Source organism: Saccharothrix sp. NPDC042600, assembly GCF_040647305.1.
In the GTDB taxonomy this organism is placed as follows: Bacteria; Actinomycetota; Actinomycetes; order Mycobacteriales; family Pseudonocardiaceae; genus Actinosynnema; species Actinosynnema mutabilis.
The window spans coordinates 180,726-204,196 of the sequence record NZ_JBEZBW010000003.1 but is presented as its reverse complement, the minus strand read 5'-3'; the positions used below and the strand labels follow the sequence as shown (position 1 = coordinate 204,196).

Below are 23,471 nucleotides of genomic sequence, written 5' to 3'. Positions count from 1 at the left end.
ACCGATGAGGCCAATCGGTATTGTCGATACATGGACACCCGCCTCCTCCGCACCCTCCTGGTGCTGGCCCGCACCGGCAGCTTCACCGCCACCGCGGCGGAGCTGCACCTGGTGCAGTCCACGGTGACCAGCCAGGTGAAGGCGCTGGAACGGCACCTGGGCGCCCGCCTGTTCGACCGACTCCCGAGCGGCGCCCGCCTGACCGAAGCCGGCCGCAGGGCGGTGGAGCACGCGCGAGAGGTCCTGGTGGCGGAACAACGCCTGCGCGACGCCGTCCGGGGGAGCAGCGAGGTCGAAGGCGATGTGCGGATCGGTGCCCCGGAATCGGTCTGCGCGTACCGCCTGCCACAACGGATAGCCGACGTGGCACTGCGCTGGCCGGGCATCACCGTCCACCTGGCCCCGGTGGGCACCCGCGCCGCCATCGCCGGCGTCCGCACCGGAGCCCTGGACCTGGCCCTGGTGTTGGAGGAAGCGGTCACCGCGCCGGGCTTGAAGGTCAACGCCATCGGCGTGGAACCCATCGAACTGGTGGCCGCACCCGGCGTCCCGGTGGACGAGCGCTACTTCCTGCTGGAGGAAGGCTGCTCCTACACGGACCGCTTCGTGCGCGAACTGGCCGCGACGCCGAACATCACCAGGTTCGGCAGCATCGAAGCCGTGCGCTCGTGCGTGATGGCCGGCCTGGGCTGGTCCGTCCTGCCGCGCGTGGCGGTGGCGGAACAACTCGACGCCGGCACCCTGCACCGAGTCCGAGAACTCCCGGACACCACGCTGTACCTGGTCACCGACCCACGCCGAACCCCGTCAGCCGCCGTCCGCACCGTCGCCGACGCCCTCGCCTGACCCCTACCTGTGATACCCCTCTGAGACGATGGACATCGGGGGCCGGCGGCCGCGCCGCCCTTCGCAACCCGGCCCGACAACCACGCCCAGCCCGTCCCAAATCCGAGGCACTCGGGCGGAAATGTCATACCTCCCTGGGACAATGGAAACCGGGGGCCGGAGGCCGCGCCCAGCACCGCCGACCCGATCGGCCGCCACGCCAAGCGCAGCCAGACTGAGCCCGTCCCGGCCTAGCAGCGCCCGACCAACTCGGCCCGACCAACTCGGCCCGACCAGCCCGCCAGCTCAACCAGCTCGGCCGGCCTGGCTCGAACCGCCGGGGTCCGCCGCGAGCCTCGCCCGGCCGGCGCTCGGCCTCAACCCAGCCCGGCCAGCATGCCCTCGCAGCTGCGCACCACCACGGCCGCCGCCCGCCGCTGCCCGTTGTCCAGCGCGGGGCTCGCCGCCTGCTCGCGCCACCGCCCCAACGTGTCCAGCACGGCGTGCCGCAGCTCCACCTCGCTCGGCTCGTACTCCATCCCCAGCCGCGCCACCGGCGACGTGCCCAGCGCGCCGACCAGCCGCGCCGCCTCGTCGGCCAACCCGGGCAGCTTCACCCGCCCGCCCTGCAACGCCGCCAGCAGCCGCAGTTCCCGGAAGTCGTGCGCCGACGCCAGGACCCGTTCCACCGCCACCGCCAACCCGGCCGCACCGGGCCGCGGCTCGTTGCGCAGCACCACGTCCAGCCCCAGCAAGGCCGACCGCGCCTTCAGCACCTCCGCGCGCTCGCCGAAGTACAGCCCGATCGACTCCCGCAGTTCGCCCAACCCGCTGCGCTGCACCAGCTGCCCGGTCAGTTTCACCTGCGTGTCGAACCCCTGCCGGATCAACGTGGTGGTCAGCCGCACCCCGAAGATCCCGAACCGCTCCACCAACCCGCGCCGCACCGCCGGGTCCAGCCGCACCGGGAAGTCCGCGCCCACGAACCGGTCCGCGGACAGCAGGTAGTCCTCCAACTCCGTGCGCGCCAACGACGCCAGCGTCGCCAGCGCCGCGAACTCCTCCGCCCGCAACGTCCGCGCCGCCACCGCCAGCAGCCCGGCCACCGCGACCACGTTCTGGCACAACGGCCGGACCTGCGCCTCCCGCCGGTACCGCCGCGCGATCTGCTTGGCCGACGACAGCGCGTCGATCCGCCCGCCGCCGATCTCGTCCGCCCGCGCCAGCACCAGCACCGTGTTCACCGGCGCCGACCGCGCCACCGGGTGGTCGTGCGCCGTCTGGAGGTAGCGCAGGTCCGTGCTGTGCATGTGCCTGGTCAGGAACAGCACCGCGTCGGCCTCGCCGTACACCTGCTCGACCGGCGCGTCACCGGGCGTGTCGATCAGCGTCAGGTCCCGCAGCGACCGCGACGGCCACTCCACGGTCACCCGGTCCACGTCGGGCACGTCGATGAACGCCCGCCCGTCCCGCCGCACCACGGGCACCTCGTGCGGACCCACCGTCGCCCGCGCCTGCGCGCCGTCGCGGTACCAGGTGAACGTCCCGGTCGGCACGAACTCCTCGCCGATCACCGCGTTGACCACGGTGGACTTGCCCGTCCGCGGCGCGCCCGCGACCGCCACCCGCACCGGCTCGCCGAACCGCGCCTGGTGCCCGCGCAGCCACGCGACCGCGCGCGGGCTGTCCCGGTACACCGCGAGCGCGTCCTCCAGCAGCGCCCACACCTCGTCGACGAGCGTCACGCGCTGATCCCCAACGGCGGCGTGTGCCCGCCCGCCAGCGCCTGCACCCGTTGGTACAGCTGCACGAGCCGGTCCAGCTCGTGGCGCGCCTCGCGGACCCGGCGCTCGCGTTCGGTGGTGTCGTCCTGCACGGCCCGCCGCGCCCCGCGCGCCGACTCCAGCAGCGTCTCCTGCAACTCCTCGGCCAACGTGCTGAAGTGGTTGCGCAGGCTGCGCTGGATGTGCCGGGCCGCGTCGCGGAAGTCCTTGCTGAACTTGATGAAGAAGTCGTCCACGTGCCGCTGCGCCGCCACCTTCGCCGCGGCCTGCCGCCGCTTCAGCCGCTGGTCGGATTCGTCCAGGATGGACTTCCCGCCGAACAACGCGCCCGCGCCCAACGAGATCGCGTTGATCAGCGGCATCCCGGCCAGGCTGGTGACCAGGCCGAACATCAGCACGCCGCCGTAGGAGCCGCGCAGGCCGGTGAACAGCTTCTGCGCGACGGTGAACCGCTCGATGGTCGGTTTGTCCATCTTGGACACCCGGTCCAGCACGTCGGCCGGGAAGATCGACTCGGGCAGCAGGTCGTCGCGCCGCACGGGGAAGCTGCGGGCGACCTTCTCCGCCACCCACTCGGCGCGGTCCATCAACCAGGTGAAGTTCTGCGTCGCGGCCTCGGTGAGGTTGTCCTCCAGCCACCGCTCGAACTCCTCCCAGCCCAGCGCCGGGTCGGCGGTCTCGAACGTCTTGTCCACCTCGCGCAGGATCCGCCGGGTCCGTTCGCGCAGGTCGTACTCGATGTCGGAGACCAGGTCGGCCATCTCGTCGGACAGCACGGTCTGCCAGCGCGCGGACCGGCGGCGCAGCTCGTCGATGCGGCGCTGCGCCTCGTTCAACGCCGCGATGGTGTGCTGCGTGCTCTTGGATCCGTCGTTGGTCAGCTCCTCGCGCACCGGTGCGACGAGCTGCTTGATCGCGCCCGCCGCGACGACCGCGACGGACCGGCGGGCCAGCACGTCGGCGGCGGCGACGATGTCGCGCTGCACGCATTCCAGCAGCTCCGGGAACCCGGACTCGGCGTTGAGCGCCTTGTCGCCGGTCTTCGCCGCGCGCAGCCGCAGGGCCGCCGACACCGGGATCAGCTTGGCCGCCACGCCCGCGCGCGCCAGGTGGGTGCGGTTGCGCTCCAGCACGCGACGCCACTGCGCGGCGATGTCGATCTTGGTGAGGACCACGGTGACGTTCGGGCAGGACGCCACGACCTGGCGCAGCAGCTCCAGCTCGGACGCGGTCAGCTCGGCTGTGGCGTCGGACACCATCAGCACGGCGTCGGCTTGGAGGAGCGCGGTGAACGTGCTCGCGGTGTGCGCGGGGCGCAGGTCGCCCACCCCCGGTGTGTCGATGAGCACAAGCCCCGACGTGAGCAGGGCGCGGGGGATGCCGACCTCGGCGCGCAGCAGTTCGCCGGTGTGCCCGGCGCTGACCTGGCTGGCGAGCTGGTCGATGGGCACCGGGATGCGTTCGGTGGGGGTGTTCGCGATCGTTCTGACCAGGGCCGCGTTGGGGGTTTCGGCGTGGTGGACGAACGTCGGCACGGTCGTGGTCACGTCGTCGCCGACCGCGCACACCGGGGCGTTGACCAGGGCGTTCACCAGTTGGCTCTTGCCCTGCTTGGGTTCGCCCAGGACGAGCACCCGCAGCTTCGGGTCGAGCTGGCGGGCGCGCTTCTCGCGGAGCCGTTCGGCCAGGTCCGGCCGGTTGTGGGCGGCGCAGGACCGGATCGTGTCGTCGAGCACGTCGAGCCAGGGTGCGGACATCACCCGGAAGAGTGTGCCGTGTTCACCCGGTGAGGTGAAAGAGAGGGCCGGCCCTGTCCACTGGACAGAACCGGCCCCCGGGGTAGTGGATCAGTCTTGACCAGCGACTCAGAACAGCGCGTCGCTGATGTCGCCGCCGCCGATCAGCGGGACGTCGTTCAGACCGACACCCAGCAGCGGCGCGTTGACGGCGCCGACGTGGTTGACGGTGCTGGCGAGGCCGGCGGTGCCGATGAGGCCGTCCGCGGTGTCCTCGACGGTGTCGACCACGCGCTCCGGCGAGGCGTCGCCGTGGGCCAGGCCCGACACGCCGTCGACGTTGAGGGCCTTGGTCAGGTCGCCGGCGTCGAGGTTGCCGACGTTCGTGGTCACGTTGCCGGCGACCTTGCCGGCGAAGCCACCGAAGCTGTCGACGACGCCGTGCAGCGTGTCGACCGCGCCGAACGCGGGGCTGGTCAGGCCTTCCGCGGCCGGCAGCGCACCGGTGACTCCGCCGGCGGTGGCGAGGGCGCCGTCCAGGGAGCCGGTCGCCAGGTCGGTGACCCCACCCGCGGTGGCGAGCGTGCCGTCCAGGGTGCCGGTCACGTCACCCACCGCGGAGAAGTCGCCGGACAGGGACGCGTCGAGCGAGCCCGCCACGTCGCCCACCGGGCCCCAGCCGGAGATGCCGCCGAAGACCTCCAGGCCACTGGCGTCGGCGCTCAGCGCGCCCGCCGCCGCCAGGTTCACGTCGGACGAGCCGGACACGCCCGAGAGGGCCACCTGCTGGGCCACGGCCTGCAGCTGGCCGATGGCGCCCAGGGCGTCCGTCGCGTCCAGCGGCAGCTCGTTGAGCAGCGCGCCGTCGAGAGCGGGCAGGCTCCCGGCGGGCACGTAGTCGAGGACCAGCGGGAGGACCTCCTGCACGTCCAGAGCGCTGATGTCGCTCAGGCCCGCGGCGGCCAGGGCACCCTCGGCGTCGGCCTGGAAGTCGGCCAGCGCGGTCGGGTTGCTCAGCAGGTCGAGGACGAAGTCGTGCAGCGTGTTGGGGCTGGTGCCCATGATCGGATTCTCCTGGCTAGATAGGTCGCGGGGAGGCGTGGACCGGCAGGGGTGGGTCCCGCCATGCCGATCAAGGTATTGACCGGGGGATTCGGAGCCATCGGGGATTACTCCCAGTAGATGCCGCAACCACGATGGGGTGGTTCTCGTTCACTCCCTAGGGGATTAGGGGATGCGCTTGTGACCCGTTGGTAGCCCGTGTACGAACCGTCCAGCGCTACCCCGACCAGGTGAAAGAGGAGGCTGGTGAGTTGCCGTACGTCCTCGGGGTCGACGTGGGCACCACCCGCACCGCCGCCGCCCTGTGCCGCCTCGGCGGCGCCGGACGGGCCGAGCCGGAGGTCGTCGGCCTGGGCGGACCGGGCGGTGGCGTGGCGTCGTCCCTGCAGCTCACGGCCGACGGGACGTTCGCGGTGGGCGAGCCCGGCGACCCCCGGTGGACCGCCACCGGCTTCGCCGCGCGGGTCGGCGACGGCGTGCCGGTCGTCCTGGGCGACGAGCCGTTCACGGCCGAGGAGCTGACCGCGCTCATGGTCAGCTGGGTGGCCGGCCAGGTCGCCGCCCGGGAGGGCGAACGGGCGGAACGGATCGTGCTCAGTCACCCGGTCGGGTGGGGTGTGCACCACAAAGGGCTGATGCACCAGGCCCTGCGGGTCATGGGCCTGGACAACGTGACCCTGCTCGCGGAACCGCTCGCCGCCGCGGCCGGTCACTCGTTCGCGCGCGGCCCGGTCGGGGTGTTCAGCCTGGGCAGCCACGCGTTCGGCGCCGCCGTGGTCCGCCCGTTCGAGGTCGTGGCCTGGGCCGAGAGCCCCGACCAGGACGCCGGCGCGGACTTCGACGACCTCGTCTTCGGGCACGTCCGCACCGAGCTGGGCCGGGCGTTCACCGAGCTGGACCCGCAGGACCCGCGCACCCGCGGCCTCTACGGGCGGCTCCGGCGCGACTGCGAGGCCGCCAAGCGCGTGCTGTCCGGCACGTTCGAGACCGCCATCCCCGTGCACCTGCCGTCCGGACGAGTGGACGTGCCGCTCAGCCGGGCGAAGTTCGACGAGCTGATCCGGTCGTCGGTCGAGCAGGCCGTGTCGGTGTTCGAGCGGGTCGTCCGGGGCACGCCGCTGGAGGCCACCGTGCTGGTCGGCGGCAGCACCCGCATCCCCCTGATCTCGTCCCTGCTCCCCGGACGAGTGGTCTTCGAGGCCGCTCCCGAGACGACCGCCGTCAAGGGCGCCGCGCTCGCCGGGCGGCACATGCTGCTCGGACCCGACGACAACGAACCCATCGAGACGTCCGTGCTGGTCCGGGACGACGACCCGCTGCTGCGCTTCCCCGTGGGCGACATGGACGTCCCCGACACCGACTTCACGGCTCCGCCGCCGCGCCCGCCGATCGACATCACCCCGCTGGACCTGCCCGAACGGCGCTCCGTGAAGCGCGTCGTGCGGGGGCTCGCGGTGACCGGGGGACGACGCCGTTCCCGCGACGCACAACACTCAGAGGACGGCCGTTGAGCCTGCGCATGACTACCGAACGACCGGTGTTGGACGCGGACGCCCGCAGCGTGCTGGACGGGATCGCCGCGGCGCCCGAGGCGGTGCTGCGGCTCGGTGTCCTCGCGCCCGGCGGGTACGGCAAGACCACCGTGCTGCGGGAGATCGAGCGCGCCTACCGGGACGCCGGCGTCGACGCCACGATCGTGGACGACGCCCACCTGTTGGGTGACAGCGAGCTGTTGTCGTTGCGTTCTCTGGTGGAGCAAGGGGACACGCGGATCGTCGTCGCATACCGGCCGTGGCCCCGGTCGCGCGCTTTGGCGGCGTTGGCGGAGTCGTTGGGACGTGTGCGCGCGCCTTTGATGCCGTCAGCGTTCACCCGCGAGCAGGTGAAGGCTGTGCTGCCCGCATCGAGCCGCGCCTTGGTGGACTTCGTGCACCACCAGACGGGTGGCGTGCCGCGCTTCGTGGCACGACTGGCCGGTCTGAACGCGCCGGAGATCACCGCGGAGGTGGTTGCGTCCTTCAGGGCCGACCTCGACTGGCTGGACGCGGACGTGCAGAAGTTCCTGCTCGCCGCCGAAGCCGGTGCCGCGCTGCGGTTGGACCTGCTCAGCGCGTTGCTGGGCAAGGACGTGGACGCGGTCGGCGAGGTGATCGAGGCCGGCCGCGCCACCGGGCTGCTCGCGCCGGACGGGACGTTGCTGCCGGTCGCCCGCGCGGCCGTGGCGGCGCTGAGCCGCACCGACCGGCGGATCGCCGTGCGGCAGAAGCTGGCCGAGCTGCAACTGCGGTCCGGCGGACCCGTGCTCGACCTGGTCAAACCCCTGCTGGGCACCGGGGTCGGCGGTCCGGCCGTGGAAGCGGCGTTCCAGGCGGCGGCCCGCGAGGCGCTGCCCACCGACCCGGCGTTGTCCGCGCGGCTGCTGGCGGCCGTCGGGACGCCGTCCGCCGAGGTCGCGGTGCGGCAGGCGGCGGCGTCGGCGATGGCCGGCGACCTGGACGCGGCGCTGCGGCTGGCCGACCGGGTGATCTCCGGCGGCGACCAGGGGCACCGGGGCGCGGCGGCCGAGGTGGCCGCGATCGCCCTGGCGCACCGGGGGCAGTTGGCGCGCAGCACCGAGCTGCACCGGTGGTCGCCCAGCGCCACGTCCACCGCGTTCGCCGTGGTCGGGCAGGTGGGCACGGGTCGGCTGCCGTCCGGGGCGCTGCCGGTCGCGCCACCGACCATGCTCGACGGTGGTGCTTCCCTGATGGCGCAGGGTGTTGTCGAGTCGGTCACCGGGAGCGCGACGGCGGCACTGTCCACTTTGGTGCGCGCGGCGGCGTTGCTGGAACCCGCTGGGCGGGCCGTGCTGCTGCCGGACACGCCCGCCGCGCTGGCCGCGTTGGTGGCGATGCAGAGCGGTGAGCTGTCGGTCGCGGAGTCCGTCCTGGAACGCGCGGTGGCGACGTCCCTCGGCGGTGTGCTGATGGACGTGCGGCACCGGTTGCTGCGGGCGTGGATCGCGATGGTGCAGGGGAACCTGGCGCAGGCCAGGGAGGCGTTGGTGCTCCTGCGCAAGGTCGGGCGTCCGTTGGAGCCGCGCGACTGGATCTTCGCCGTGGCGCTGGAGATCGGCGTGGCGCGGCGCAACAGCGACCTGGCGGCGTTGAAGCGGACGTGGGACCAGGCGTGCGAGGCCGTGCTGCGACACCCCGTGGACCTCTACACGTTCCTGCCGCTGGGCGAGTTCGCCGCAGCGGCGGCCCGGCTGCGCGACCAGCACCGCTTGGCGCCGCACCTGACCGCGGCACGGACTCTGTTGCGGCAGTTGGGAGATCCGCCGCTGTGGGCCGTTCCGCTGCACTGGGCGGGGTTGCACGCGGCGATCATCGCGGAGGAGACGTCGGTGGCCGAGGAGCACGCCGCCGCGTTGGCGTCCTTCCGCGACCGGAGCCGTTACGGGGCTTTGGTTTCCGCCGCCGCCGAGAGCTGGCTGGACGTGCTGGCGGGCAAGGTCGATCCGGACCAGGCGGAGTCGGCCGCGCGCGGGTTGCACGCGGCGGGGCAGTGGTGGGACGCGGCGCGGCTGGCCGGTCAGGCGGCGATAAGGACGTCCGACCGGCAGGCGATGGTGCGGTTGCTGGACTGCGCGCGGTTGTTGCAGGGGCGGCCTGTCGGCGCGGCGCGCAAGCCCGCCGAGCCGGTGGCCGAGGCCGTGGACGCGGGCAAGCTCAGCGACCGGGAGCGCGAGGTCGCCGAGCTGGTGGTCGGCGGGTTGACGTACAAGCAGGTCGGGGACCGGCTGTTCATCTCGGCGAAGACCGTCGAACACCACATGGCCCGCATGCGGCAGCGGTTGGGCTGCACGAGCCGGGCGGAGCTGCTGGACCAGCTCCGCCAGATCCTCGGCTAGCCCGAATCACTCGAAAGTGATCTTGCCATGTTCGAACACCTGTTCGAACATGGACCCATGACTCGATCACTGCCTTCGCCGCTCGCTTCCTCACTGTTGCCACAGCCAGAACTCGATCCCCTGGTCATCCGTGCATTCGGCGGCCAGTCCGTAGGGCTGCGCCTCGGGCTCGCGCGTGGTGCCACCGTGCTCGCGCACCCGTTCCAGCGCGGCTTCCAGGTCGTCCACGGCGTACATGAGCTTCCACCCGGTCCACCCCTGGCCGCCCCAGAGCCCCGACATCGGCAGCCCCGCGCCCTCGATCCCCCAGCCGCGCTCGACGCGTCCGGGCGGGAAGGTCCACCCGAGCACGGCCCCGTAGAACCGCTTGGCGGCTTCGTCGTCGGGCACCACCAACGTGTGGTAGCCGACGTGCCCGTGGGGCAGCCTCTCCCCACCGCTCGGGGTCTGGCCGCCCTGCGCGCCACCGCTCTGCGTGCCACCGCCCTGTGCGTCACCGCTCGGCCCTGCCCCGGCCCGGGCAGCCACCATCCACCGGTACCCGAAGGGGTCGAGGATGGTCCCGCTGTACCCGTGCCCGGTGTCGGCGGCCGGCCGCAACACCTCGGCACCCCGTTCCCGGGCGCGCTCGACCACGCCGTCCACGTCGTCCACCCGCACCTGGTGCATCGGACGCACCCCCGTGTGGGAGGGTGCGATGTGGTGGTACTCGGGCGATTCGTCGGCCAGCATCAACACCGAGCCGCCGATGGCGATCTCGGCGTGCCCGACCGACCCGTCCGGCATCACGATCGGCTCACCCCGCCGCTCCGCGCCGAACACGTCGACGTAGAACTCGATCGCGGCCCGGGAGTCCCGGAACGCGAGGTAGGGCGTCACAGCGGAGTACTCGGTCCGCACCGCTTCGGTCGTGCTCATGTCCTCTCCCAACAGAACCATTCGTTCCAGCCGCTCACGCAGGCGCTCCGCGAACCCGGCGTCCGGCTCGACGGGCCGCTGCGGCAGGTAGAGGGCGTCGAACGGATCACTCATCACAACCCCCGACCAACCACCCGAACCCGACCCCGACACCCACCGACTGCCCACGGCGCGAACTGGCCGCCGACTTCGCGCGCTGCCGGCCGTTCGCCGACCCCTCACGCCGGCCGGCTGCCGCTCGACCACGCTGCCCACCGGTCGCCGAGTCTCCGCGCTGCCGGCCACTCGCCGACTCCCCACGCCGGCCGGCTGCCGCTCGGCCACGCCGCCCACCGGTCGCGGAGTTCCCGCACCGCCCGCCGCTCGCCGATCCCCCACGCCGGCCGGCCACCGCTCGGCCACGCCGCCCGCCGGTCGTGGAGTTCCCGCACCGCCCGCCGGCCACCGCCGTCCACACCGCGCCGGCCGCCTGGCCGGGCCGCAACTCACTCATGGCGGCCCCCCGGGTAGGCCCGGCGGAACGCGGCCCGAGCGCGCACCAGCAGCGCCTCGGTCGCGTGGACGGTGCGCCCGATCAGCTCGGCCACCTCGGGGACGGGCAGGCCGTCGACGTACCGCAGCGTCAACACGCACCGGTGCGTCCGGCTCAACCCGGCCAGGGTGTCGCGGGCCTGGATGGCGTCTATGTGCTCGTCCCACGGGTCCTCGACGTCCGGCTCGGTGTGCGCGAGGCGCAGTCCGCGCTCCTCGCGCTCCCGTCGCCGCCAGTGGTCGACCAGCTTGTGCCGGGCGATCCCGATGAGCCAAGCCGGGCTCACCGGGCCACCGGTGCGTGCCGACTGCACCGCCGCCAGGAACGTCTCCGACGTCAGCTCCTCCGCCTGCGCCCTGTTGCCGCACCGCGCCAGCAGGTACCCGTACACCTGCGGCAGCGCTGCGTCGTAGACGTCCAGCAGCGCGAACGCCGGGTCCGGACGGGCTTGCGGATCGCTCACACCCCCATCGTCGGTCGGGAGGCCGGAACTCCGACGGGGTGTGTCGGGTGAACTTCTTGCTCGTCCGTGCTAACTTTTGCTCGTGCGAGCAAAATCGGTGACGGAGCAGGCGAGGCGGGCGCAGATCGTCGGTGCGGCGATCGAGACGGTCGCCGAGCTGGGCTACGCGGCCACGTCGTTCAAGCAGATCGCGACGCGCGCCGGTCTGAGCAGCACCGGGCTGATCTCGTACCACTTCAAGGGCAAGCAGGAGTTGGTCGACGAGGTCTACGCCGAGGTACTGCGGCGGTACGCGGACTTCGTCATGGGCTTCCTGGACCGCTCGGACACGGTCGCCGGCGAGCTGCGGGCGTTCCTCGTGGCGAACCTGCGTTTCATGCGGGCCCACCGGTCGCACACGGTCGCGTTGATGCAGGTCCGACCGCACGTCTCGGTACGGGGCCGGGACGAGGACCACCGGCGCATGGCCGACCTGCTGCGGGAGGGGCAGCGGGCCGGGGAGTTCCGGGAGTTCGACGCGGACACGATGGCGATCTTCGTCCTGGCCCTGCGCAACGGGGTGCTGGCCAGGGCGGCCGAGGACGAGGCGCTGGACCTCGACCTCTGCGAGCGCGAACTGCTCACGCTGGTGGAACGCGCGACCACACAGGCGCACCAGCCCTCGGGTTGAGCTGCGCGAGACACGTTGGGGGAGACATGCGTCGGGGGACGTTGGCACTGACCGCGGTATTACTACTGGCCGCATGCGGGGGGAGCACCGTGCAACGACAGGACACAGCCACCACGGACGCGGGCGACGTACGGGGCGTGGTCAAGTCCGACCACGTCCTGTTCCAGGGCATCCCGTACGCCGCGCCGCCGAAGGGCGACCTCCGCTGGAGCGCGCCCGCACCCGTCGCCCGGTGGAACGGCGTGCGCGACGCGACCAAGCCGGGCAACCCGTGCCCGCAGGTCGGGTCGTCCTACTCGGACACCAGGTCCACCGACGAGGACTGCCTGTTCCTCAACGTCGCCACACCGACCGGCGGGGTGGAGTCGAAGCCGGTCGTGGTGTGGATCCACGGCGACGGCGCCGTGGGTGCGGGCCACCTCTACGACGGGTCGCGGCTGGCCGTGCGCGGCGACGTCGTCGTGGTGACGATCAACTACCGGATGGGCGTGTTCGGCGGCTTCGGGCTGCCCGGCCTGGCCGGCTCCGGCACCTTCGGCCTCCAGGACCAGCGGGCCGCGCTGGACTGGGTGCGCCGCAACGCGCGGGCGTTCGGCGGTGACCCGGGGAACGTCACGGTTTTCGGCGTGTCCTACGGCGCGACAGCGGTGGCGGCGCACCTGGTGTCGCCCGAGTCGCACGGCCTGTTCGACAAGGCGATCATGCACAGCGGGTTCGCGCTGATGGACCTGCCCGCCGAGGCCTGGTACCCCGGCTTGGACGCCCTGCCGTGGTTGGGCTGGCGCGACCGACGCGAGGTGGAGGCCCTGGGTCAGGCCACCGCCGCCGAACTGGGCTGCGCCGACCTGGCCTGCCTGCGCTCACTGCCGGCCGAGAGGCTCCTGGACCACCCGCACGTGATGAACATCTTCCAACCGATGGGCGTGGACGACCTGCCACCGGACCTCCTGGCCCGGGGCGAGTTCGCCCGCGTGCCGGTCCTCTCCGGCTCCACCAAGGACGAGCACCGAGGCATCGTGGACCTCTTCCGCGGCGAAGTCTCCGCGGAGGACTACACGACCCTGCTGACCAAGTCCTTCGGCGACCACGCCCGAGCCGTCGAGGCCGAGTACCCGCTGTCCGCCTTCGCGAGTCCGACCGAAGCCTGGTCCCGGGTCCTGACCGACCGCGTGTGGGCAAGGGCGACATGGCGCCAGAACCGCCTGCTGTCGGCCCACACCCGCACCTACGCCTTCGAGTTCGCCGACCCGACCGCGACCCCGCACGGCGCGACGCACCACTCGGACATCGACTACCTGTTCCCGAGCACGACGCCGAACGCGCTGGCGGACGACATGATCCGCTACTGGACCACCTTCGCCCGCACCGGAGACCCGAACACCGAAGGCCTGCCCACCTGGCCCGAGTTCGGCAACAACAACCACGTCCAGTCCCTGGCCCCCGACAACATCGGCCCCACGGACTTCGCGACAACCCACCGCCTCCCCTTCTGGGAAACGACCGCCACCCGCTGACGGCCGGTTCGGGGGCCGCCGCCACCCCGGCGGCGACCCCCGACCACCGGTCAGTCCTTTGTGGACGAATGAAGCAGGATCAACCCGACCGCCGCGACGACGAAGTTCTGGAACGCCGCCGTCAACCCGTTCCAGTCCTTCGACTGCCACATCAGGAACCACTCGCCCCCGATGACGATGAACCCACCGCCGAACAGCAACACCTGCATGACCCACCCGAGCGACGACAGCCGCCGAGCCGCGACCGTCCGCCGCCGCAACCAGGCCACGAACCCGGCCAACAGGACCACCGCGGTGACGGCCTCCCAGAGGATGATCAGGACGTAGGCGATGGTGACGACGGTCTGGTTGGTGATCGCGCGGTACATCGTGTTCGGCGATTGGAAGGTCGTGTCCATCGCGAACACGTGCTCGACGAACGCGCGGTTGGTGCCGTAGTCGGTGACGTTCCCCAAGACCACGAGACCCATGTAGACACCGGTGATCGCAACAAGCACCGCGACCGCCGCCTGCGGGCTCCCCACCCGACCAAGTAGACGCATGCTTCGCAACCTAGTGACAACCACTGCGAAGTCCATGCCAATGCTTGTCACAACCTACGGCCAACCCCGCACCCACACCCACACCGCCGCCGCCGCACCGCTGCTGCTGCTGCCCGCCGCCCGCCCGCCCGCCGGCGCCGCCGCCCGCCCGCTGGCTGCCGCCCGCTGGCCGCTGTCGTCTGCCGTCGCCCCGCCGTCCACCGCACCCGGCGTCGTGGTCAGGTGCAGGGGGGTTGGTAGTCGAGTTGCGGGAGGTGTTTGCGCCATTGGTCTTCTGGGAGGACGCCCTTTGTCTTCGCGCAGATCCGGTTGATCGCGTCGTTCGGCTCCAGGTCCCACACGCGGACCGTGGTGTCCAGGCTCGTCGAGGCTATGTAGTTGCCCCGTGGTGCGAAGCGGACGTCGTGCAGGCCGGCGTCGTGGCCGGTCAGGGACTGGCCGATCGGGGTGGGCAGGAGTCGGTCCGTCACGTTCCAGAGCTTGATGGTCCGGTCGTCGCCGCCGGCCGCCAGGGTCTTGCCGTCGGGGCTGAAGGTCACCGCCACCACCGCCTCCACGTGGCCGGTCAGGGGGTCGCCCAGCGGTTTGGCCTTGGCGGGGGTGGTCAGGTCCCACAGGCGGATGGTCTTGTCGTCGCTGGCGGTCGCCAGGGTCTTGCCGTCGGGGCTCAGGGCACCGGCGCGGATCGCGCCGGTGTGGCTGGTCATGGGTTGGCCCAGGGGCTGGGCGGCGCCGGGATCGGAGACGTTCCACAGGCGGACGGTCTGGTCGGCGCTCACCGTCACCAGCGTCTTCCCGTCCGGGGTGAAGGCTGCCCAGTGGACGTAGCCGATGTGGCCGACCAACGGCTTGCCCGCCTGGCGGGGGTTCTTGGGGTCGCTGACGTCCCAGAGCTGGACCGACTCGTCGTCCGACCCGGTGACCAGCACCTTTCCGTCCGGGCGGAAGGCCACCGGGGCCGTGTAGCGGGTGTTGAGGGTCATCGGCGCGGCCAGCGGGGTGATCGTGCGGGGGTCGGTCAGGTCCCACAGGCGGACGGCCTTGTCGCTCACCGACGCCAAGGTCGTGCCGTCGTCGCTCAGGGCCAGGCCCCACACGCCCGCCTCGTCGGGGGTGGTCGTGGACACGGCGCTGCGGGGGGCCTGCGGGTCGGTCAGGTCCCACACCCGGATGGTGCGGTCGCGGCTGCCGGTGACCATGCGCTTGCCGTCCGGGGTGAAGACCGGGCCCACCGTCCGGGACGCGTGGCCCACCAGCACGGTCCGGGGCAGGGACCACAGGCGGACGGCGCTGTCCTGGCTGCCCGTGGCGAGCGTGTAGCCGTCGGGGCTGAACGCGACCGCGTACACCGTGCCGTTCCGACCGGTCAGGGGGTGCCCCACGGCCAACGGGTGGGCGGGGTCGGTGACGTTCCACAGGCGGGCGGTGCCGTCGGCCGACCCGGACGCCAGGACACGCCCGTCCCGGTGCCACGCCACGGACCAGACCGGGCCGGTGTGGTCGGTCACCGGGCGGCCCAGGGCGAGCGGTGACGACGGGGTGGTCACGTCCCAGAGGCGGATGGTCTTGTCGTCGCTGCCGGTCGCGAGGGTGCGGCCGTCGGGGGAGAACGCCAGGGAGCGGACGATGCCGTCGTAGCCGGTCAGCGGGGAGCCGATCGGCGTGGGGGCGTCGCGGTCGGAGACGTCCCAGAGCACCACCGTGCGGTCGTCGCCGCCGGCGGCCAGCAGCTTCCCGTCGGGGGAGAACGCCACCGAGCGGACCTGGCCGGTGTGGTGGCCCAACGGCTCGCCCAGGCGTCGCGGCGCGGCCGGGTCGGTGACGTCCCACAGGCGGGCGGTGTGGTCTTCGTTGGCCGTGACCAGGGTGCGGCTGTCGGGGGAGAACGCGACCAGGTAGACCGTGCCGTTGTCGCCGTCCAAGGGCTGGCCCAGGGCACGCGGGCGGCTGGTGTCGGTGACGTCCCACAGGCGCACGGTGCCGTCGTCGCTGGCGGTGGCGAGGGTCTTGCCGTCGGGGCTGAACACCGCCGAGCTGACCCAGCTCTTGTGCGCGCGCAGCGGTGTCCCGAGGGGCTTCGGGTTGTCGCGGTCGCGCAGGTCCCACAGGCGGACCGTGTTGTCGTAGGACGCGGTGGCCAGGGTGTTGCCGTCGCGCGAGAACGACGTCAGGTACACCGCGCCCTGGTGCCCGGCGAGCTGCGTGGCCAGCGGCAACCCCTGGGTGGACAGGACGCGGGTGTAGACCTCGCGGTCCTCCGGCCGCATCCGGTGGGCGACCAGGTCCAACTGGGCCGACAGCGACGGGTCGGTCTCCAGCAGCCGGTCCGCCTCGGCCACGACCTGGCGGAACACGGCGTCGTCGCGCTGCCGCACGGCCAGCACGGCGGCGGTGATCGCGATGATCGCCAGCACGACGACCACCGACACCGCGCTGCGCCTGCCCCACAGGGCACGCCTGCGGTACTGCGTCGACACGGCCAGGAAGTCCTGCGCCACCCCGGTCAGCCCACCGGGGCCGGCGGCGTCGGCCCAGTGCCGCGCGGTCTCCAGCCGGGCGCCCCGGTAGAGCAGGGACGCGTCGCGGTCCTGGTGCGCCCAGCTCGCCGCGTCCTCCTCCAGCCGCTGGCGCAGCAGCTGGCCCTCGCGGTCCTGGTCGATCCAGCTGCGCAGCCGGGGCCACGCCTGGAGCAGCGCTTCGTGGGTGATCTCGACGGAACCGGCGTCCAGGGTGACCAGGCGAGCCCGGGCCAGGACTTCCAGGGCCTCCTCGCCGGCGGCGCGGTTCGGGGCCTGCTCGACCAGCTCGTGCCGGGTGGACCGGCGTCGGGTGTCCTGCGTGTCCTCGCCGACCCGGACCAGGCGCAGCAGCAGCGGACGGGCCGCCGCCTGCGCTTCCGGCGCGAGGTCGGCCCAGGCCCGTTCGGCGGTCGCCGCGACCGCGCCCTGGATGCCGCCCGCCGCCCGGTAGCCGGAGATCGTCAGCTTGCCCGCCGTGCGGCGCTGCCACGTCGCCAGCAGGGCGTGCGAGAGCAGCGGCAACGCCCCCGCGTCGTACGCGCCCTGCGACGCCCGCCCCGGCGCGCGCCCGCTGCGCACGCCCAGGTCGCGCAGCATCAGCTCGATCAGGCCCGGTTCGAGCTGGAGCCCGGCGGCCTTGGCCGGCCGGGACACCGCTTCGCGCAGCTCGGCGGAGGTCATCGGCCCCAGCACCATCTGCCGGTCCTGCAGCGCGTCGGCCAGCTCCGGGTAGGCCAGGCAGCGGCCGTAGAAATCGGCCCGCACGCCCAGCACGACCAGCGCGGGCGCGTCGCCGCCGGGGATCGCCGGCGTGCACGCCGCGTGCAGCGCCTGCACGAACAGCTGCACCAGCCCCTCGTCGGGGCACAGCGTGAAGGCCTCCTCGAACTGGTCCACCACGACGACCACCCGGTCACCGCCGTGGTTGGCCGCGTGGGCAGCGAACGCGTCCCGGATGCGCCCCGCGAACCGCAGCACCCCGATCATCGACTGGCCGACGAACGTCTCCGCCGGGTGCTCCGGCAGGTCCGCCGCGACCGCCGGGTCGAGGACGTCGGCGAGTTCCGGGACGTGCCCGACGAGTTCTTTCACCGGGTCGGCGCCGGGCGTCAGGACGATCGACGGCCATTTCTCCGAACCGGGCACCGCCAACGCGCCGTCACGAATGGACGGAATCACGCCCGCGCGCACCAACGACGATTTGCCGGCACCCGAGGCGCCGACCAACATGACAATTCCTCCGGTGTCCACCGCGGCACCCAATCGCGATACCAGGGCGGCGGTGCTGCGTTCCCGGCCGAAAAACCACGAAGAATCCTCGGGTTGGAATGCCGCGAGTCCGCGGTAAGGGCACACGCCGATCTCGTCGGAGCTCGGCGGGTCCTCGTCCTCGGGCGACGCGGCGGGGCTCGCCAGCGCCTCCTCCCACAGCGCGCGCCACGCCTCCAGGTCGTACAGGCCCGGCACCGTCGGCTTCGGCCGGGCCTTGCGCGCCTCGCCGATGAGCACTTCGAGCACTACCGAGAGTGCCGGGAACCGGGCGGGCACGTTGCGCCCGCGCCGCCAGTCGCTGACCCGCTGCGCGGTGGCCCGGACGGGGCGACCCCGGTCGTCGGTGCGCCGGGCGCGGCTGACCGACTCGGTCACCCGCTTCAGGGGTGGGTCGCCCGCCGCGGCGTAGAGCAGCGCGAACCGCTCCGCGAAAACGGCACGGGGACCCGCCCCCTGACCAGAACCAGCCATCCGCGGCGGACCTCCTCGTCGGGTTGCGCGAGTTCCGGACCGGAAAACCGGCTGAGAGCGCGTGAACAGGTCGTTTGTGGACCGGTGCGACACCGGGCAGTCCACCCTAACGACTTGCGCTGCCAAGCTGCGGCGTGACGTTGTCGCTGACGTCGCCAGGTTGTGCGAAGGGACCGGTCGAAGTGGTTTCGCAGGCAACTAACGCGAGTGGCAGAACGTTCGTCGCTGAGGAGTCCTGGGGGTCTTCTCAGCGGGGTGCACAGAACCGGCCGGGCCGGTGGAACGGCGCGGCGACCTGCCATGCCGACCGGGACTGAGCCGCGGAGGACCGGCCCCGCGCCGGTCACCGACCGTGACGACCGGGGTCGCCCCGGCGAGTCACGGGTGTGCCCGATCCTCCGGACCGTGCTCGACGCGCACGACCGGGAGCGGGCCGAGGTGAACCTGGTCGCGCTGGCCAGGCTCGCGGCTCCCCTGCACGCCTGAGGCCGGCGGTCGCACAACGGCGTGCGGCGGCGGCCAGGCGTTGTCTTCATGTCGCTTTTCCGCCAGCCATCGGCCTGGCGTTGACCGATGCTGGATGCCGTGCACCAAGACGCCGAACGTTGTGTTCGAGCCGTGCAGTCCAAGGACGCGCGGTTCGACGGGTGGTTCTTCACCGCGGTGCTCACCACGCGGATCTATTGCCGGCCGAGTTGTCCGGTGGTGCCGCCGAAGGTCGAGAACATGCGGTTCTACCCGAGCGCGGCGGCGGCCCAACAAGCGGGATTCCGCGCGTGCAAGAGGTGCCGTCCGGACGCGAGTCCGGGGTCGCCGCTGTGGAACCACCGCGCGGACTCCGTCGCCAAGGCCATGCGCCTGATCGCCGACGGCGTGGTGGACCGCGAGGGCGTCCCCGGACTGGCCGCGCGGCTCGGGTACAGCGTCCGGCAGGTGGAGCGGCAGCTGCTCGCCGAGCTCGGCGCGGGACCGCTCGCGCTGGCCCGGGCGCAGCGCGCGCAGACCGCCCGCCTGCTGATCGAGACGACCGGGCTGCCGATGGCGGACGTGGCGCTGGCCGCCGGGTTCGCCAGCGTCCGGGCGTTCAACGAGACCGTGCGCGCGGTGTTCGCCATGTCGCCCACCGACCTGCGGATGCGGCGGTCCGCGCCGTCCGCCGCGCCCGGGACGCTGTCGTTGCGGCTGCCGTTCCGCGCGCCGCTGTGCCCGGACAACCTGTTCGGGCACCTGGCCGCCACCGCCGTGCCGGGGGTGGAGGAGTGGCGCGACGGCGCTTACCGGCGGACCATGCGCACCCCGCACGGGCACGCGGTCGTGTCGCTGCGGCCCGAACCGGACCACGTGGCGTGCCAGTTGGCGCTGACCGACCTGCGGGACCTGTCGCTCGCGATCGCCCGGTGCCGCCGCATGCTCGACCTCGACGCCGACCCGGTCGCCGTCGACGAGCTGCTGGGCGGCGACCCGGTGCTCCAGCCGCTGGTCGCCAAGGACCCGGGCCGGCGGGTGCCGGGGACCGTGGACGCCGCCGAGTTCGCGGTGCGCGCGGTGCTGGGCCAACAGGTCTCCACCGCCGCCGCCCGCACGCACGCCGCGCGGGTGGTGGCCGCCGCGGGCACCCCGGTCGAGGACCACGGCCTGACCCACCTGTTCCCGACGCCCGAGCAGCTCGCCGAGCTGGACCCGGCCGTGCTGGCCATGCCGCAGGCGCGCAAGACCGCGTTCGCCGCGCTGGTGCGGGCGCTGGCGTCCGGCGCGCTGGACCTGGGCGTCGGCGCGGACTGGGCGAAGGCGCGCGCGGACCTGCTGGCCCTGCCGGGGTTCGGCCCGTGGACCGTCGAGGTCATCGCGATGCGGGCGCTGGGCGACCCGGACGCGTTCATCCCGGGCGACCTGGGCGTGCGGCTGGCCGCGCGGCACCTCGGGCTGCCCGACACCCCCGGCGCGCTGGTCGAGCGCGCACGAGCGTGGCGCCCCTGGCGGGCCTACGCCGTCCAACACCTCTGGGCGACCGGTGACCACGAGGTCAACCGGCTGCCCGCGTGAAAGGACCCCCATGACCCACACCACGGTCGACAGCCCCGTCGGCCCGTTGACGCTCGTGGCCACGGACGGCGTGCTGTCCGGGCTCTACATGACCGACCAGCGGTACCGGCCCGAAGACGAGTCGTTCGGGCCGGTGGACGCCGCGCCGTTCGCGGACGTGGTCGCGCAGCTGGAGGAGTACTTCGCGGGCACGCGCACGACGTTCGAGCTGGAGCTGGACCTGCTGGGGACGCCGTTCCAGCGGACCGTGTGGCGGGCGCTGTGCTCGATCCCGTACGGGGAGACGGTGTCCTACGGCGAGCTGGCCGCCGCGGTGGGGCGGCCGACCGCGGCGCGGGCCGTCGGCATGGCCAACGGCCGCAACCCGGTCGGGATCATCGTGCCGTGCCACCGGGTGGTCGGCTCGACCGGCGACCTGACCGGGTACGGCGGCGGCATCGACCGCAAGCGTCAGCTGCTGGCGTTCGAGACCACGACCCTGGCCTCCTCCACCGGCCGCTGAACGCGGCGCTGCTTGCGCGTCACGTCGCGCTCCAGCCACCACTCGACGAACAGGAAGGGCAGCACCCAGCCCATCCACGCGGAGATGGCGGAGGTCGCCTGCATCAGGGCGACCTCGCTGCCGCCGAACGCCGTGTCCTTGAACGACGGCAGGATGATGATCATCGCGACCGCCCACAGCCGGTTGGTGATGATGGAGAACGTCAGGGTGGCGCTGCGCAGCATCCACCGCCGGTGCTCGACGTAGCGCTTCTGGCGGGCCCGCCGGTAGGCGGTGATGGTGAAGCCGAGCCACAGCGTGCCCATGAGGACGTTGCCCAGCGCGTTGACCGGCCCGAACGGGCTCACCGCGCCGATCACGACCGCCAGCACCCCGCCGGGCAGGACGCCCGCGAAGACGTAGGCCCGGCCGGCGTACCGGTGCCACTTCGGGTGGCGCTGCCGGAACCACGGCCAGATCTGCAGGACGGCGGTCAGGATCGCGATGCTCGCGAGGACCACGTGCCCGACGAGGGCCGGGTAGTACCAGTCGTAGCCCGGGTCGGGCACGCGCGACCGGGCGCGGTCGCCGGTGAGGTAGGGCGGCAGCGAGAACGCGACGAACAGCAGGACCAGGAACCCGAGCGGCACCACCCACGGCCGCCGCCACCACGTCTTCTTCCCCTGTGTGTGCACCATGAGCCCGACTCTGGCCGCGGACGCTGACGAGCCGCGCACCGAACGCTGACGAGCGGCGGACGACCCGGGTCAGCCACCGACAACTCAAGTTGTCTTGACAACTGCGCTTGTCGGTGCGAAGGTTCTCCCATGCTTGAAGTGGCGGTGATCGAGGACCCGGCTACGGCCGAGGTGACGTTGGACCCGGTGCGGGTGCGACTGCTGGCCGAGCTGGTCGAGCCCGGCTCGGCGACCACGCTGGCGGCCAAGGTGGGGCTGCCCCGGCAGAAGGTCAACTACCACCTGCGCACGCTCGAACAGCACGGCCTGGTCGAGCTGGCCGAGGAGCGCCGCAAGGGCAACATGACCGAGCGGGTGATGCGGGCGACCGCCGCCTCCTACGTGATCTCCCCGGTCGCGCTCGCCGCCGTGCAGCCCGACCCCGAGCGGTCGCCGGACCGGTTGTCCGCGCGGTGGCTGCTGGCGGTCGCGGCGCGGCTGGTCAAGGACGTCGGGAAACTCCTCACCGGCGCGACCCAGGCCGGCAAGAAGGTCGCCACGTTCGCCATCGACGGCGAGGTCCGGTTCGCCTCCGCGCGGGACCGCGCGGCCTTCGCCGAGGAGCTCGCGACCGCCGTCGCCGGCCTGGTCGCCAAGTACCACGACGAGACGGCCGAGGGCGGGCGCCCGCACCGCGTCGTCGTCGCCGTCCACCCCAGCATCCCCAGGGAGTCCTGATGGGCCACGCGTTCGAAGAGGTCAACGAGGTCGAGCTGGCCGGTGTCACGCCGGACCAGGTGTGGGACGCCATCGCGACCGGTCCGGGCATCGACTCGTGGTTCATGGGCCGCAACGAGGTCGAGCCGGGCGCGGCGATCCGCGGCGCGTTCGGCGGCTACGAGCCGGCGCACCCGATCACCGGCTGGGAGCCCGGCAAGCACCTCGCCTACGGCGGCGAACCCGCGCCCGACGGCCGCAAGCTCGCCTACGAGTTCCTGATCGAGGGCCGCGACCACGGCAGCACCGTGCTGCGCATGGTGGTCAGCGGCTTCCTGCCCGGCGACGACTGGCACGACGAGTTCGAGGCGATGACCGCCGGCGGCGCGATGTTCTGGCGCACCCTGGTCGAGTACCTCACGCACTTCGCGGGCCGGACCGCCAGGCCGGTCACCGTGTGGGGCCCCGAGGTCCGCGACTGGCCGGCGCTGTGGGCCCGCCTGCACGCCGAGCTCGGCGGCGCGCGCCCCGGCGACGAGGTGGACGTGGACGGCACGCGGGGCGTCGTCTACTTCGCCAACGCCCAGACCATCGGCATCCGCACGCCGGACGCGATCTACCGCTTCTTCCAGGGCATCACCGGCCACCTGATCGCCATGCACCACGTCTTCGCCGACGACCACCGCGACGAGCGCGCGTGGTCCGCCTGGATGGGAACCCTGGCATGACCACGCTCACCAAGACCCACGACACCACGAAGCTCCTGCTCGGCTGCGGCGCGATCGCCGGACCGCTCTACCTGGTCACGGGTTTCGCGCAGGCCTTCACGCGAGAGGGCTTCGACCTGACCAGGCACCCCATGAGCTTCCTCTCGCTCGGCGAGGGCGGCTGGGTGCAGATCGCCAACTTCGTCCTCAGTGGACTGTTGTTCCTCGCTTTCGCCTTCGGTGTCGGGCGAGCGCTCAAGGGGCAGCGCGCCGGGACGTGGGGTCCGATCCTGTTCGGGATCTTCGCCGTCGGCATGATCGGCGGTGGTGTGTTCGTGGCCGACCCGGCGTTCGGGTACCCGGCCGGTGCGCCCGCCGGCCAGCCGGAAACCCTGTCCTGGCACGGGGTCCTGCACGGCGTGGCCTTCTTCGCGGCCTTCCCGGCGCTGATCGCGTCGTGCTTCGTCTTCGCCCGCAGTTTCACCGGCTCCTGGTCGTGGCTGTGCATCGCGGCCGGTGTGGTGTCGATCGCGCCCTTGGCGTTCATGGGCACCGAATACGCGACCGCCGTCCTGTACGTGGTCGCCGTCGTCAGTTGGTTGTGGGTGTCCGCGGTCGCCCTCAAGCTCCGCGCAGAGATCTGAAG

General features: G+C 72.7%; 19 protein-coding genes. 11 read left to right on the top strand and 8 right to left on the bottom strand.

Features of this window, described 5'->3' with window-relative positions:
- Positions 1–30 precede the first annotated feature (30 nt).
- A complete protein-coding gene (locus AB0A74_RS04300) occupies positions 31–846 on the top strand; it encodes a LysR family transcriptional regulator (RefSeq protein ID WP_358247439.1) in 816 nt (271 codons plus the stop codon).
- Positions 847–1,202: 356 nt separating this feature from the next.
- Here the strand turns inward: AB0A74_RS04300 and AB0A74_RS04295 are convergent, their stop codons facing one another.
- The 3 genes from AB0A74_RS04295 to AB0A74_RS04285 form a co-directional block, all read right to left on the bottom strand.
- The gene (locus tag AB0A74_RS04295; protein WP_358247438.1) at positions 1,203–2,570 is read right to left on the bottom strand and encodes a GTPase domain-containing protein; all 1,368 of its coding nucleotides are present in this window, start codon (positions 2,568–2,570) and stop codon (positions 1,203–1,205) included.
- Positions 2,567–4,366, bottom strand: coding sequence for a dynamin family protein (locus tag AB0A74_RS04290; protein ID WP_358247437.1), 1,800 nt, complete (start codon positions 4,364–4,366; stop codon positions 2,567–2,569). Before AB0A74_RS04290 ends, AB0A74_RS04295 begins: the two co-directional genes overlap by 4 nt.
- Positions 4,367–4,474: 108 nt before the next feature.
- Positions 4,475–5,407, bottom strand: coding sequence for an IniB N-terminal domain-containing protein (locus tag AB0A74_RS04285; RefSeq protein ID WP_358247436.1), 933 nt, complete (start codon positions 5,405–5,407; stop codon positions 4,475–4,477).
- Positions 5,408–5,637: 230 nt separating this feature from the next.
- Here AB0A74_RS04285 and AB0A74_RS04280 point away from each other — a divergent pair, with 230 nt between their 5' ends.
- Both AB0A74_RS04280 and AB0A74_RS04275 read left to right on the top strand, forming a co-directional pair.
- Positions 5,638–6,918 (top strand): Hsp70 family protein, encoded by a 1,281-nt coding sequence (locus AB0A74_RS04280; RefSeq protein WP_358247435.1) that lies wholly within the window; start codon positions 5,638–5,640, stop codon positions 6,916–6,918.
- Between the two features lie 8 nt (positions 6,919–6,926).
- Positions 6,927–9,299 carry a LuxR C-terminal-related transcriptional regulator gene (locus AB0A74_RS04275; protein WP_358247434.1) on the top strand — a complete coding sequence of 791 codons (2,373 nt, stop codon included), beginning with the start codon at positions 6,927–6,929 and terminating at the stop codon, positions 9,297–9,299.
- Positions 9,300–9,389: 90 nt separating this feature from the next.
- Here AB0A74_RS04275 and AB0A74_RS04270 read toward each other — a convergent pair whose 3' ends face one another.
- Together AB0A74_RS04270 and AB0A74_RS04265 are read right to left on the bottom strand one after the other, a co-directional pair.
- Positions 9,390–10,331, bottom strand: coding sequence for a VOC family protein (locus AB0A74_RS04270; protein WP_358247433.1), 942 nt, complete (start codon positions 10,329–10,331; stop codon positions 9,390–9,392).
- Positions 10,332–10,702: 371 nt separating this feature from the next.
- The gene (locus AB0A74_RS04265; protein WP_358247432.1) at positions 10,703–11,212 is read right to left on the bottom strand and encodes a sigma-70 family RNA polymerase sigma factor; all 510 of its coding nucleotides are present in this window, start codon (positions 11,210–11,212) and stop codon (positions 10,703–10,705) included.
- Between the two features lie 82 nt (positions 11,213–11,294).
- Here AB0A74_RS04265 and AB0A74_RS04260 point away from each other — a divergent pair, with 82 nt between their 5' ends.
- Positions 11,295–11,882: a TetR/AcrR family transcriptional regulator gene (locus AB0A74_RS04260; RefSeq protein ID WP_358247431.1), complete on the top strand. Its 588-nt coding sequence runs from the start codon at positions 11,295–11,297 to the stop codon at positions 11,880–11,882.
- Positions 11,883–11,971: 89 nt separating this feature from the next.
- Positions 11,972–13,396, top strand: a complete 1,425-nt coding sequence (locus AB0A74_RS04255) for a carboxylesterase family protein (RefSeq protein WP_358247430.1) — start codon at positions 11,972–11,974, stop codon at positions 13,394–13,396.
- 50 nt (positions 13,397–13,446) lie between these two features.
- On the opposite strand, the gene AB0A74_RS04250 is transcribed toward AB0A74_RS04255, so the two are convergent.
- On the bottom strand, positions 13,447–13,938 hold the full coding sequence (locus AB0A74_RS04250) for a DUF2165 domain-containing protein (protein ID WP_358247429.1): 492 nt from the start codon (positions 13,936–13,938) through the stop codon (positions 13,447–13,449).
- A 218-nt stretch (positions 13,939–14,156) separates the two neighbouring features.
- The gene (locus AB0A74_RS04245) at positions 14,157–18,200 is read right to left on the bottom strand and encodes an AAA family ATPase (RefSeq protein ID WP_358247428.1); all 4,044 of its coding nucleotides are present in this window, start codon (positions 18,198–18,200) and stop codon (positions 14,157–14,159) included.
- 300 nt (positions 18,201–18,500) lie between these two features.
- On the opposite strand from AB0A74_RS04245, the gene AB0A74_RS04240 reads away from it, so the two are divergent.
- From AB0A74_RS04240 to AB0A74_RS04230, 3 genes are all read left to right on the top strand, one after another.
- A complete protein-coding gene (locus tag AB0A74_RS04240) occupies positions 18,501–18,686 on the top strand; it encodes a hypothetical protein (protein WP_358247427.1) in 186 nt (61 codons plus the stop codon).
- Between the two features lie 99 nt (positions 18,687–18,785).
- Entirely contained in the window at positions 18,786–20,243 is a 1,458-nt protein-coding gene (locus AB0A74_RS04235; protein ID WP_358247524.1) for an AlkA N-terminal domain-containing protein, read from the top strand.
- A gap of 10 nt (positions 20,244–20,253) precedes the next feature.
- Entirely contained in the window at positions 20,254–20,745 is a 492-nt protein-coding gene (locus AB0A74_RS04230) for a methylated-DNA--[protein]-cysteine S-methyltransferase (RefSeq protein WP_358247426.1), read from the top strand.
- Here AB0A74_RS04230 and AB0A74_RS04225 read toward each other — a convergent pair.
- Positions 20,694–21,422 (bottom strand): DUF2306 domain-containing protein, encoded by a 729-nt coding sequence (locus tag AB0A74_RS04225; RefSeq protein WP_358247425.1) that lies wholly within the window; start codon positions 21,420–21,422, stop codon positions 20,694–20,696. The genes AB0A74_RS04230 and AB0A74_RS04225 overlap by 52 nt on opposite strands.
- A gap of 129 nt (positions 21,423–21,551) precedes the next feature.
- Between AB0A74_RS04225 and AB0A74_RS04220 the strand changes: the two genes are divergently transcribed.
- Genes AB0A74_RS04220 through AB0A74_RS04210 form a run of 3 tightly spaced genes read left to right on the top strand, consistent with a single transcriptional unit; the run spans position 21,552 to position 23,469 of the window.
- Positions 21,552–22,139 (top strand): helix-turn-helix domain-containing protein, encoded by a 588-nt coding sequence (locus AB0A74_RS04220; protein WP_358247424.1) that lies wholly within the window; start codon positions 21,552–21,554, stop codon positions 22,137–22,139.
- Positions 22,139–22,846: an SRPBCC domain-containing protein gene (locus AB0A74_RS04215; protein ID WP_358247423.1), complete on the top strand. Its 708-nt coding sequence runs from the start codon at positions 22,139–22,141 to the stop codon at positions 22,844–22,846. The genes AB0A74_RS04220 and AB0A74_RS04215 overlap by 1 nt, the downstream gene beginning before the upstream one ends.
- The gene (locus AB0A74_RS04210) at positions 22,843–23,469 is read left to right on the top strand and encodes a DUF998 domain-containing protein (RefSeq protein ID WP_358247422.1); all 627 of its coding nucleotides are present in this window, start codon (positions 22,843–22,845) and stop codon (positions 23,467–23,469) included. The genes AB0A74_RS04215 and AB0A74_RS04210 overlap by 4 nt, the downstream gene beginning before the upstream one ends.
- The last annotated feature ends 2 nt before the right edge of the window (positions 23,470–23,471 follow it).

Coding starts and splice junctions, on each gene's coding strand:
- AB0A74_RS04285 (WP_358247436.1), bottom strand. CDS start 5,407: ATGGGCACCAGCCCCAACACGCTGCACGACTTCGTCCTCGACCTGCTG.
- AB0A74_RS04250 (WP_358247429.1), bottom strand. CDS start 13,938: ATGCGTCTACTTGGTCGGGTGGGGAGCCCGCAGGCGGCGGTCGCGGTG.
- AB0A74_RS04240 (WP_358247427.1), top strand. CDS start 18,501: ATGCCGACCGGGACTGAGCCGCGGAGGACCGGCCCCGCGCCGGTCACC.
- AB0A74_RS04230 (WP_358247426.1), top strand. CDS start 20,254: ATGACCCACACCACGGTCGACAGCCCCGTCGGCCCGTTGACGCTCGTG.
- AB0A74_RS04210 (WP_358247422.1), top strand. CDS start 22,843: ATGACCACGCTCACCAAGACCCACGACACCACGAAGCTCCTGCTCGGC.
- AB0A74_RS04220 (WP_358247424.1), top strand. CDS start 21,552: ATGCTTGAAGTGGCGGTGATCGAGGACCCGGCTACGGCCGAGGTGACG.
- AB0A74_RS04270 (WP_358247433.1), bottom strand. CDS start 10,331: ATGAGTGATCCGTTCGACGCCCTCTACCTGCCGCAGCGGCCCGTCGAG.
- AB0A74_RS04215 (WP_358247423.1), top strand. CDS start 22,139: ATGGGCCACGCGTTCGAAGAGGTCAACGAGGTCGAGCTGGCCGGTGTC.
- AB0A74_RS04290 (WP_358247437.1), bottom strand. CDS start 4,366: ATGTCCGCACCCTGGCTCGACGTGCTCGACGACACGATCCGGTCCTGC.
- AB0A74_RS04300 (WP_358247439.1), top strand. CDS start 31: ATGGACACCCGCCTCCTCCGCACCCTCCTGGTGCTGGCCCGCACCGGC.
- AB0A74_RS04245 (WP_358247428.1), bottom strand. CDS start 18,200: ATGGCTGGTTCTGGTCAGGGGGCGGGTCCCCGTGCCGTTTTCGCGGAG.
- AB0A74_RS04275 (WP_358247434.1), top strand. CDS start 6,927: ATGACTACCGAACGACCGGTGTTGGACGCGGACGCCCGCAGCGTGCTG.
- AB0A74_RS04225 (WP_358247425.1), bottom strand. CDS start 21,422: ATGGTGCACACACAGGGGAAGAAGACGTGGTGGCGGCGGCCGTGGGTG.